The sequence below is a fragment of the Pedobacter sp. Hv1 genome, from assembly GCF_001412215.1.
Taxonomy (GTDB): domain Bacteria; phylum Bacteroidota; class Bacteroidia; order Sphingobacteriales; family Sphingobacteriaceae; genus Pedobacter.
In genome coordinates this window covers 383,506-395,050 of record NZ_LLWP01000008.1, presented here as the reverse complement: position 1 = coordinate 395,050, position 11,545 = coordinate 383,506, and the positions used below count along the sequence as shown (strand labels likewise).

General features: G+C 36.7%; 10 protein-coding genes. 6 read left to right on the top strand and 4 right to left on the bottom strand.

Features of this window, described 5'->3' with window-relative positions; translation table 11 throughout:
- The first annotated feature begins 177 nt into the window (after window positions 1-177).
- The 3 genes from AQF98_RS16005 to AQF98_RS15995 all read left to right on the top strand — a co-directional run bounded on the left by AQF98_RS16005 (window position 178) and on the right by AQF98_RS15995 (window position 4,030).
- Entirely contained in the window at window positions 178-1,989 is a 1,812-nt protein-coding gene (locus AQF98_RS16005) for a S41 family peptidase (RefSeq protein ID WP_055132957.1), read from the top strand.
- A 149-nt stretch (window positions 1,990-2,138) separates the two neighbouring features.
- Window positions 2,139-3,254 (top strand): transglutaminase domain-containing protein, encoded by a 1,116-nt coding sequence (locus tag AQF98_RS16000; protein ID WP_055132956.1) that lies wholly within the window; start codon window positions 2,139-2,141, stop codon window positions 3,252-3,254.
- A 53-nt stretch (window positions 3,255-3,307) separates the two neighbouring features.
- Entirely contained in the window at window positions 3,308-4,030 is a 723-nt protein-coding gene (locus tag AQF98_RS15995; protein WP_055132955.1) for a hypothetical protein, read from the top strand.
- A 73-nt stretch (window positions 4,031-4,103) separates the two neighbouring features.
- Here AQF98_RS15995 and AQF98_RS15990 read toward each other — a convergent pair whose 3' ends face one another.
- From AQF98_RS15990 to AQF98_RS15975, 4 genes are read right to left on the bottom strand one after another with little or no spacing between them, the layout of a single operon-like run.
- Entirely contained in the window at window positions 4,104-4,742 is a 639-nt protein-coding gene (locus tag AQF98_RS15990; protein WP_055133011.1) for a response regulator transcription factor, read from the bottom strand.
- Window positions 4,743-4,747: 5 nt separating this feature from the next.
- On the bottom strand, window positions 4,748-5,530 hold the full coding sequence (locus AQF98_RS15985; RefSeq protein WP_082435113.1) for a sensor histidine kinase: 783 nt from the start codon (window positions 5,528-5,530) through the stop codon (window positions 4,748-4,750).
- Window positions 5,503-6,159, bottom strand: coding sequence for a hypothetical protein (locus AQF98_RS22055; protein ID WP_055132953.1), 657 nt, complete (start codon window positions 6,157-6,159; stop codon window positions 5,503-5,505). The genes AQF98_RS15985 and AQF98_RS22055 overlap by 28 nt, the downstream gene beginning before the upstream one ends.
- Window positions 6,160-6,161: 2 nt before the next feature.
- The gene (locus tag AQF98_RS15975) at window positions 6,162-6,971 is read right to left on the bottom strand and encodes a hypothetical protein (protein ID WP_055132952.1); all 810 of its coding nucleotides are present in this window, start codon (window positions 6,969-6,971) and stop codon (window positions 6,162-6,164) included.
- A 387-nt stretch (window positions 6,972-7,358) separates the two neighbouring features.
- On the opposite strand from AQF98_RS15975, the gene AQF98_RS15965 reads away from it, so the two are divergent.
- The 3 genes from AQF98_RS15965 to AQF98_RS15955 all read left to right on the top strand — a co-directional run bounded on the left by AQF98_RS15965 (window position 7,359) and on the right by AQF98_RS15955 (window position 11,527).
- Window positions 7,359-7,730, top strand: coding sequence for a BlaI/MecI/CopY family transcriptional regulator (locus AQF98_RS15965; protein WP_055132950.1), 372 nt, complete (start codon window positions 7,359-7,361; stop codon window positions 7,728-7,730).
- On the top strand, window positions 7,717-10,155 hold the full coding sequence (locus tag AQF98_RS15960; protein ID WP_055132949.1) for a M56 family metallopeptidase: 2,439 nt from the start codon (window positions 7,717-7,719) through the stop codon (window positions 10,153-10,155). Before AQF98_RS15965 ends, AQF98_RS15960 begins: the two co-directional genes overlap by 14 nt.
- Before the next feature lie 106 nt (window positions 10,156-10,261).
- On the top strand, window positions 10,262-11,527 hold the full coding sequence (locus AQF98_RS15955) for a TlpA disulfide reductase family protein (RefSeq protein ID WP_055132948.1): 1,266 nt from the start codon (window positions 10,262-10,264) through the stop codon (window positions 11,525-11,527).
- The last annotated feature ends 18 nt before the right edge of the window (window positions 11,528-11,545 follow it).

Genomic DNA, 11,545 nt, shown 5'->3' with positions numbered 1-11,545 from the left:
ATGCTGTTGAGGAAAAGATTACACCAAATGGCCAATTTTATTGACAAGATTGGCTAATGGCTACACATGATTGGTTTTAGGGCTTTTTGCTTCTTGTCAACAGAAGTTTGGCGTTGGTCAATCACTTTCTGTTCATTAATTCTGGACCTAGATATTTGAGCCATTAAACAAAAGATCATGAAAAAAATTAAATATTACTTCCTTTTCCTTTTAGCTATTGTAGGGTTAAATATACCTCAATTACAGGCGCAACAAAAAAATGCGAAAACGCAAAATCAAAACATCCAGCAGTTTATACAAGTATGGGGTTTGGTTAAATACAAATCGCAAAAGAGCATTACTGGTCAATTTGATGCCGACAAAGTTTTTTTGGCTTTAATCGACTCAGTTAAAAATGCAGATGCCAACCAGTTCAATCAATTGATGTTGGAGATGGTTGGTGAAATAAACCCATCTTTATCAGCTGTTGCCCAAAATTATGAAAGGAAAAAGCAGAACAGCTATCAGCACCTGCTGCAAAATATAGATTACAGCTGGATCAAAAACAAAGCATATGCTGGAGCTTTAAAAGCACAATTAACGGCATTGTCTAATCAGGTTAATTTAACAGGCAAACACCAATATATTCCAACGGTGTGGTACGAGGGCGACATGCCCAATGAAGCTCCTTATGCAACTTATACTTTTAACCAAGAGCCTATGAATTTATTAGCCTTGGCCAAGGCCTGGAATGTAATTGAATATTTGTTCCCTGCAAAATATATGATGGATCAACCCTGGAAAGAAATGTTGAAAGAGATGGTGCCTGTTTTTAGGAAGATCAACAACAGAACCAGTTATGAGAAAAGTGTTCTGATGTTGGCAGCAGCCATTAACGATACGCATGCTGGGGAAATTATGGAGCCAGGAAATATGAAAATGGCTCAGGCTATTTTTAATGTACGCTATAATCCTCCTTTCGATTATCAAGCGGGAGCTAATGGGATCATCGTTAAAAAATTTCTGAACGATTCTTTGGCCAAACATAGCGAAGTGCAAATCGGCGATCGGATTGTGGCCATTAACGGAACCAAAATAGCGAAATGGCTTAAAGAAAGAGCTGCACTGCTTCCTGCCTCTAACAATGCAGTTAAATACAGAGAATTGAGTACCACTAATAACGATAGGGCAGATGCTTTAGCCTTTAGTAACCTCCAAACAGGTAATTTAAATGTGAAAGTGCGAAGAGGTAAGACTGATCTGAACCTAAAGCTAGAGCTATTAGACCGTCAGAACAGACAACACACCCAACTCATTGTAAATGATGTGATCCAAAAACGAGTAGAACAAAAAAAGATCAAAGACAGAGAAAATATTGGCGATGATATTGTGCTGTTCAGGGCGGGCCATCTTTTTGAAAAAGACCTGCCAGCAGAGAAAGATCTTCCACAATTATCTGCTGAGTTGAAAAGCAAGAAAGCCATTATTTTAGACATGAGAAAATACCCACAGGCTCCAGGTTTTTTTAACTACTTTTTACCTTTAATGTTAGGTAAGGCCCCATTTATCTTTGCCCGTTATTATGCAGTAGATTTGAAAGATCCTGGTGCTTTTATCCATAGAGAAGGAATTGAAAACTATATGGCTACACCTAATGGCGGGTTTAAACCTATGGGAGAATTGTATACCGGTAAAATCATTATCTTAACCAATGAAGAAACACAAAGTATGGGCGAATGGTATACCATGATGTTAAGTCAATTGAACAACAATACTACCATTATTGGCAGTCAAACTGCTGGAGCCGATGGCGATTTAAAAAGGTTGACCCTACCAGGTGCTTTTCGCTTTAGCTTCACAGGAAACGGAATCTTTTATCCAGATGGACGTGAGACCCAAAGAATTGGCATCAAACCAGCTATTTATTTTAGCCCATCTGTTAAAGAGCTGATCGGAACTGCTGATGCACAAGTAGAAAGAGCAATAAAGTACATTAGAGAAGGAAAGTAAATTTTTTGGGTATTACGGTACTACTTGTTTTGTAAAAATAAGGCTATGCAACCATTGTATAGCCTTAATCGTCTTTTAAATGAGCTCAATTGCCAATAAATAATATCATTTATGGTAGTTTAGTGATACTTTTAAACACAAATTGAAACATGAAACCGAACTCCTTACTTAGTGTGTTGGTATGTAGCCTATTGGCTACACCAGCAATTGCCCAAAAATTGTACAAAAACAAACCTTTAATTTTAGCGAATAGCGAACGGGCAGCCACTGCCTATGGTAAGGTATGGACCGAAAATAGATGGCGGATTTCGCCAGAAATTGCAAACGATACCTTGAATGTTCAGCTTTATAGTAAAAGCGAATACGTTGGCTTTAAAACCGATAAAGACAGCATTGGTTTTATGATCAAGCCCGGAGAAACCAAATCTTTTTATGTGAAGATGGGCGATGCTGCACCAGCACATACCATTATTGCTGCAAAGGCTTTTGTATGGGATAAGGTAGCTTATGGTCAAACGACCAAAAGAAATGACCTTCAGCTACATTACGCAAAAGCAAATACACCTTATTTTGACGAACTTAGAAGCAAGTACCCAGTTGCCCAATTGATTAAAAAAGACCGTAACGACATGCAAAAAGTGTTGTCGATCTTAAATTGGACACACCACCAATGGAAACATGATGGAAATAATTCTCCAAAAGGCAATGATGCCATTTCTATTTTAAATGAAGTAAAAGCAGGTGGACGTTTCCCTTGTTTTGCTTATGCCATTGTGCTTCGAGACCAACTGATTGCACAAGGTCTTAAGGCTAGGGTATTGTACCTTAAAACAAAAGATGCCGAAACCAGAAAAGGATCGCCAGGCCATGTGGCTACAGAAGTGTACCTAAACGACCAAAAGAAATGGGCTTTTATTGACGGACAGTTTAACGTAATGCCTACTTTAAATGGCAAACCATTAAACGCCGTAGAGTTTCAACAGGCATTGAGCAAAAACTATGATCAGGTAGTATTTACCAGCAGAGACAAGGTATCGAAAAGAGACTATACCGATTTTGTATATGATTATTTGTACTATTTTGATACCGCACTAGATGGACGCCAAATTTCAGAAGCTGAAAGATATAAACTAGAAGGTAAACGCTCTTTAATGTTGGTACCTGTGGGTGCACCAAACCTTACAAAAATTGCCTTCTGGAATTCAAAAGTCGATTATTGCGTGTACACCCATTCGCTAAAAGATTTTTATGCAGAACCTAAATAATTCTGATAAATTTGGAAGGTAAACAGGAAGTATCCCAGCACATTTGATAAAATATGGCCGAACAGGAAGTAATCAAGCATACTAAAAAAATCTATAAAGTCTGGAACAGCAAAGAGCATAGCTTTTGGGCAAAGGTGAAAGAATTTGTATTGGAAATTCTGATCATTGTGTTTGCAGTTACCCTTTCTATCTGGTTGCACGGACAAAGCGAACATGCCCACCAACAAAAAGATGTGAAAGACTTTTTATTGGGCCTACAAGCAGATTTGAAAAACGACCGATCAGAAATGAATGCAGATAGAGAACGATTTGTGTTGAGTGGAAAAGCTTATTCTTATTTAAGAAATCTTAAATTGAATGAAGCGATTAGCAAAGACAGTCTTAAGATTTATGATGAGGTGCTTTTTAATTCGACAGGTTTAATACCAAATGATGGAAGGTTCGAAGGATTTAAATCTGCTGGAAAAATTGGTACGATTGAAAACAAAAAGCTGCAAAATGAAATTATGGATCTCTATCAAGAAAACATCCCTTTTGTAATAGCGTTAACCAATTATTATAATGTAGAAAAGCAAAAGTCGAAAGATTACATTAATAAAAATTTGAAAAGAAATACCGACTCGACCAATAACTTTATTGCACTTTTAAAGACTGAAGAAGTATATAATGTAGGAGCAGAACTTAGAGATACCAAGGCTATTGTAGCTCAATATAATGCATGCATCAAGAATATTGATCGCATCAATAAACTGATTGATGAAGAATATAAAAAGTAGTTAAATTCATAGCATAAAGCTGAAAAGCATCAATCTCATGGTTGATGCTTTTTTTATTTAGAAGGATGCTGCGCTAGAGCTTAATTAATCCATTTTTAATGGCATATAGCACTAACCCAGTTCTCGATTTGATGTTCAATTTACTGAATAAAGCCTCACGGTAATTGTCTACGGTACGTGGGCTCACAAACATCAGGTCGGCAATTTCTTTGTAGGTATGCTCTGAACAGCACAGTTTTAAGAACTCTAGTTCATTTTTAGAGAAATGTGTATCTGCAATATGGTTAGCAATAGAGTGGATCAATTTGCCAGATACCAATTCGTTGATATAAGAACCTTTTTTATAAATGCTTAAGATAGCAGCCATTACCTCGCTAGGTTTAGATTCTTTTAAAACATAACCACAGGCTCCATTTTTGATCATCCCTATTACCGCCTTATCCTCTTCAAACATACTTAATGCCAAAACCTTAAGTTGCGGATAGTTTTCTTTTAACCATTTGGTAGCAGCATAACCATCCATTATGGGCATGTTAATGTCCATTAAAATTACATCGGGTAAGGCATGCTTTTTCAACATTTCTTGCATGTTCAGCCCATTATTGGCTTCAAAAACAACTTGGATACCATCAAATTCTTTCAATAAAACACTTAGGCCATTTCTAAATAAGGTATGGTCATCAACAATGGCTATTTTAATCTGTTCTTCCATTATCATTAAAGGTAAGGTATAACAATAGTTACCGTAGTGCCCTTGTTTAAGTTAGATTTGATGGTGGCTTCGCCTCCAAGTAAGGCCGTACGTTTTTGGATGTTCTGTAAACCCATTCCATTTTGGGTGAAGGCAAGGTTATCTATATCAAAGCCAAGTCCATTGTCTACAATAGACAATTGTACCTGTTCAGGTAGGTAACTTAATGTGAGCTTGATTTTGGTGGCTTGTGCGTGCTTGATGATGTTATTTAGGCTTTCTTGTACAATTCTAAAAAGGATAAGGTCTTTATTGCTATCTATGTGAACCGGAGCATCTCCAATTTTTGCATATTTAACACTATAACTGCCAGATTTTTCTATCCAATTAACTTCTTGTTTAATGGCTTCATCAAGTCCTTTGGCCACCAGTTGATCGCCTTGTAAAAGCTTGCCCAACAAACGCATCTCTTGGATGGATCTAGAGACCAGCTCTACCGCGGTATTTACTTTAGGTAGAACCTTATTGGGTTCTTCTGCTTTGATCGATTTTAGTGTTAAAGCAGTAAGGCTCAAAATTTGGCCAATATTGTCGTGTAGATCACTACCAATGGTCTGCATGGTCTGTTCTCTAATCTCATGTTGTGCTTTGATCAGTTCTTCATTGGCCTGTCTCAATTTTTCTCTTTCTTCCAAATGTTTTTTCTTACGGATGTTGTACAAAGAGACATAAGCCAATAATGCAATGGGCACAATTGAAAAAATAAGGGTGCTGATAACTACTAAATCTTTGACTTCGTTGTTAACCATTTTCTACAGATAAATGAATAAGCCCATAGTGCATATAAAAAAAAGTTAGAGGCAATAATGATAAAGCGGAAGGCTTCATTGGGTTTTGCTAAAACTTTGCTGAGCTCTTTGTAAAATACATTGAGGCTAGTTAAGGCAAAATAACAGACCAATACGGCCGCTACCCACCAAAACTCAGCCGAGTATTTGAGGTCTATGTAACGCTCGTCTTTAATCAAACCATAAAAATAAATCAAACTGTAGGTTACAAACACAACGCCTTGTATAATAAGGGTAATGTGGGTTCGCTTAAAAATACCCTGTGTGCCTAACTCAATACTATAACTAAGCAACAAAATAGCAAGCCCCGTATAAATGAGGGGCTTGCTATTGAAATATTTTGCCAATAAATTTTGGAACATGAGTGAGAAAAAAGCGATTTCGAATACAAATAAGATGTTGTATAACCAACTATTGCGTTCACGAAGCACTTCTTTAACGTAGATGCCCGAGAATTCAACGATGCAGACAATGAGTAGGTAAAAAATCACACTGCGCCAAGCCCAACTTTTATCTTTGGTTAAAGAGAAAAGTGCAACGATCAAACAAATGAGCTCTATTCCGGTGTTGTAGGTTAAATAATTTGGCATTTTTAAGGTAGTTCACAATCACTCCAAGTGGTTCCAGGACAAAAAATAGGGCATTCTTCACCGCGGTCATCCGGTGTTCCTCCAACAGTTATGAATTTTAGAAAAAGTCTTGGATCTACATTATTTGGATCTGCATTATAACATTTAACATCATCTATGTGGAAATTGCCCTCTTCATGTGTAGTGAAAAATACAAACCCATCTCTATGTTGTTTATTTCTAATGAAATATAACCTAATTCCATCTGGTTTTAACTTGCCGTCTCTAGCTGCGGCATCTAGCTTATATGCTAATCTCTCAAAAAAACTAAAAGGATACCAAACACTAGTTGTGTTAATGATTTCATCACTATCCGCATGGTCTCTTTTGAAAGATTTGGCCCATTCAACAGCAGTAGTACATGGAATAGAACTTGCAGTTGTATCACAGTTTTCTCCACTACACTTCATATCATATAATCCTACAGGTTTATAAGAAGCTTCTGCATTGAAACGAGTAAGTGTTTCAGAAAGCTCAAAGAAATCAATATGAACTTGCCTTTGGTGTCTAGTACTCATATTGGCTCCCTCTTTTGTTGCCACAGGTACTACGGTATTTTTGAGCTGGTCTTTCGCAAAATAAAACCTCACCCCATCTATCCCATCTTTTTCTACAGCGGTTAGAATTTGGCTCACAAATGCTGTGGGGAACCATATCGATGTTGTGGTGTGCGAACTGTTTCTGTTATCCAGAAATTCCAATACCATTTTTTCTGCTTCTCCAAAAGGTATCCCATTCATGGTGTACCCTCTTGTTAATCTTTGTTTTTTCATTGTTGTTTGGTTTAATAAATATAATGATATAATTGATTACTAACCACTAAGTTGCTGAATAAAACGGCTGACTTTTCTGGGTTTTTTACCTTAAGCTATACCGTAAAAACACCCTATCTTGCCAAACTTCAATAATGGATATCACCTTTTTTTAACCATCAAATCGCTCAATAAATGTTATAACATCATTTTAAGATTAAAGCAGGCTTTAAAAAAGAGGGTGTTTTTACCTTATTTGAGCTATCCTGATCACGTAAACTTTATCAATGAGCTTGTTTTAAGTGACTTGAAAATTATCATATTGATTATCAGTTTATTATAAATAATACTAATGCATTAGTTGTTATACTAATGCATTAGTATTAAATTAGTTTTAAAATTACTGATATGCAAAAGCTGGCCAAAAGAGAAGAACAGATCATGCAAGTGTTTTGGACACTTGAAAAAGCTTTTATTAAAGAAGTTATTCCCGAACTTCCAGATCCTACACCACATTACAACTCGGTGGCTACCATGGTAAAAATTCTAGAAGACAAAGGTTTTTTATCGCACGAAGTAGTGGGTAATATCTATCGCTATTTTCCTATCGTTTCTAAAGAAGCGTATCAGAAACATGCGATGAAAGATATCGTAAGTCAATACTTTGACAACTCGTACCCCAACATGCTTGCCTTTTTTGCCAAAGACCAAAAGTTATCTGAAAAAGAACTGAACGATATTATGCAAATTATTAAAGCAAGAAAAAATGATACCATATAGCCTACATGTAGCCATTATCCTTGCAATTTGGTTTATTTTTTATAAACTGCTTTTGCAAAAAGAAACCTATTACCGCCTCAATAGAGTAGTTTTATTGGGCTGCTTGGTTTTAGCTTTTGTGTTGCCGCTTGTGCCTGTTCCGGCACAGTTTTCTTTCAGAACGGGTACATCAATTGCTACTCCTGTTGAGGTAAATGTGCTGGAACCACAACAGGTGAGTGCAACAGCTCAACTTGCAACGGCTAAGCCTGTACCAACAACTGTTCAACCAGTAACCACTGTAAAAGCCGAAGAAGCACCTTTGACAGAACGGTTGATCAAATGGGCTTTTTGGGGCTATTGGTGTGGCGTTGCCATATTGGGAGCCAACCTATTGGTACAGGTATTGGTACTGCTTTATCAGGCCTATAGTAAACCTGTAATGAAAGATGGCATATTTAGGATTGTTGAATTAGACAACGACAAAGCACCATGTTCTTTTGGCAATACCATTTTTATCAACCCAAGCAAATACGACTGGGAAACGTATAACCAGATCATCATCCATGAGAAAGTACATATCCAACAAGGGCATAGCTTCGATCTGATGTTAACAGAATTGGTGGTAATTGTACAATGGTTTAATCCCTTTGCCTGGTTATACCGAAAAGAACTGGAAAGTAATTTAGAGTTTTTAGCAGACCATGCCGTATTGAATGATCACCAAGTAGAAATAGAATCGTATCAGTTAAACCTGTTAAAGGTTGCCGTTCCAAACTGGTCAATGAATATTACAACAAACTATAATCAATCCCTCTTAAAAAAACGAATTGTTATGATGAGCGCAAAAAAATCAAATGTTCACATTATGTGGAAATACTTTGTAATGCTACCTATGTTGGTAGTATTATTGGCAGGCCTAAACAAACCTGTAGCCTTTGCAAACGTGGAGCCAAACACCACTCCAGACCTTGATAAAATGGGAAGCAGAAATGAAGTGAACCAATCTAAAGGTTTGTGGTTTGCTACCATTAAAAATGACAAGATCAATGTCGAATTTAAAAGTGACGATAGTGATGAAAACCACAGATGGTCTAATAGTGCCACTTTTAATATGAGCGAATTCTCTGCCCTGCCAAGAAACGAAAAAGCAGATTTTACCATTACCCGAGAAGCAGGAACGATAGTGTTTAACGGAAAGTTTGACGAAGACCAAGGTTATGGCCGTTACAAATTTACCGTAAACAAAGATTTTAAAGAATTTGCTGCCTTTAAAAACATCAAAGACATGGAAGATGAAGAATACTTTGCCTTCTTTATGATGGATGTTAAACGTTCTTATGTACAGTTTTTAAATGACAATGGTTTCAAAGACCTTACTAAAAACCAGATCATTTCTATGTCGGCCTTTAAAGTAAATGCAGACGATTTGAGGTATTGGAAAAAAATAGGCTTTACCAATCTTACCCCAAATAACCTGGTGTCGTTAAAATCTTTAAAGATTGATAGTGTTTATGTAAACGATATCCGTAAGGCAGGTTATACAGACCTTACTTTACAACAGCTCATCAGCTTTAAATCGCAGCGCATTACTGGCGACTATATCAATAGCCTACGCAAAGCGAAACTTAAAATACCTAGCAGCGACAATCTTCCTGAAGAAAAACCAACACCAACAGAAATCATCAGAAGTAAGTCCCTGAAAGTGGATACCAATTATATCGCTGCGGTGCGTGATACAGGTTATCCAGATTTGAGTAGCCAAACCATTAGCACCTTTAAATCGCAAGGAGTAACGGCCGAATTTATCAAAAGCTTTCAGGATATTGGTCTAAAAAACTTAACAACAAGTAACCTGCTCACCTTAAAAAACCAAAACATTACGGCCGAATTTATCAAATCATTTCAACAAATTGGGTTCAAAGATGTTCCGTTAAGTACATTTTATAGCCTAAAATCGCAGAAAATCACACCAGAATTTATCAGAGGTTATCAAGGTATCGGGCTTAAAGATCTTTCACTAAATACACTCTTAACATTAAGGTCGCAGAACATAACTCCAGAATATATCAAGAGCTTTGAAGATGTAGGTCTAAAGAATATTCCTTTTAACACATTGTATAGCTTAAAATCGCAAGGAGTTACCCCAGAATACATTAAAAGTTTTAAGGACATTGGGTTTAAGGATATTTCTTACAACCAATATTATTCGCTTAAAACACGTGGGGTTACCGCAGATTTTATCAAAGGATTCCAAAAAATGGGTTTTGTGAATGTCTCTATCAATCAGATCATGACTTTAAGGTACCATAATGTAACCCCAGAATTTGTGGCTGATATGAAAAAGAAAGGTTTTGATTTAAAAGATCTGGACAAATACATCCAATTGAAAACCTTAAATACCAGTAGTAGAACGGAAGAAGCCCCTGCAAAAAGCCGAAATTAAACAAAACAAACTATTTCCCTACCTTGGTTTTCCTTTTCTGTTCCTACTCGTAGCGCAGAAAAGGATAAACCTTTATCTTTTTGTGAAAATTCGTAACTTGTTCTGTATGAAAATCTTAATTAAGCTTAGTGTAGTTTTTGTTTTAGGATTAAGTATCCTTCAGGCAAAGGCACAAACCGCAGTAACGTTAAAAGGTAAAGTAATAGGCAGGGCTAGCAAGACCATCATTATTATTCCTGGTACAACTTCATTGAGAGCGGAAGATAAACCGACTATACCCATCGTAAATAATGCATTTGAGTATACTTTTACGGCAAAAGAAGTAGCAGCATATCAGTTGGTATTTGAAGATGAATATGAGAAGGGTGCTTGGCGACCAGTAATCGTTTTTCCAGATCAGCAGGTAATTGAATTGACTTTGAATACGATGGAAAAACATGATCAAAATGTGATCAAGGGAGGATCAATCAACAAAGCCTATTATGCATTTATGCATCTTTCAGAAAACCGTTACCAAACGATAACCCAAACTTTAAGTAAGGAAAGAGAGCGACTATATGAAGCCAAGAACTACTATAGTCAAGCGTTTGAAAATGTAATGGCTGAAGTGAGGAAGACCAAAGATGGAATTGAGGCACAACCGTTTTATCAAAAGCTAGATGAACTAAGAAAGACAGGTAATGATCTTTCGCCGGCTGGCCAACAATTGAAGTTAAGATTTGATAGCCTTTCTAATGCAAGATACAAATGGCAATATGCCTTTTTTAACCAAAATATAAATATCAGCAATTATTATCTCATGTTTCAAGATATGCAGTATAATGCCAAAGAAAATAGGTATTTGACCATGCTTGTAAATGAAACGTATAAAAATTACGCTATCAAATTTCCAAATCATCTCTATACCAAAATAGTTGGAGATGCTATTGCTGGCATTATCAAAATATTTCCGGGAAACCAATTTGTAGATTTTACGGCAGCAGATTTAAAAGGTAAACAGGTTACGCTTTCGCAGGCAATTAAAGGAAAGGTTGCCCTGATCAATTTGTGGGGTTCTTGGTGTGGGCCATGTATTGCCAAAGCCCAACATATTGTGCCCATTTACAAAAAATATAAAGACAAAGGTTTTACCGTTATCGGCATTGCCAGAGAGTTTAAAAACACCAATGCCTTGTTAAGCAGGTTAAAAAAGGAACAGTTTACTTGGTTGAATTTGGTAGAAATGGATGACAAGAATGGCATCTGGAACAAATACTCTATCAGCAATGGCGCAGGTATTCAGGTATTGGTAGACACAAAGGGAACGATCTTAGCTGTTGATCCTACTGCCGAAGAGGTAGATCAAATTGTAGGTACATTAGTTAAAAGGTAGGCTAGTTTACATTTTTAG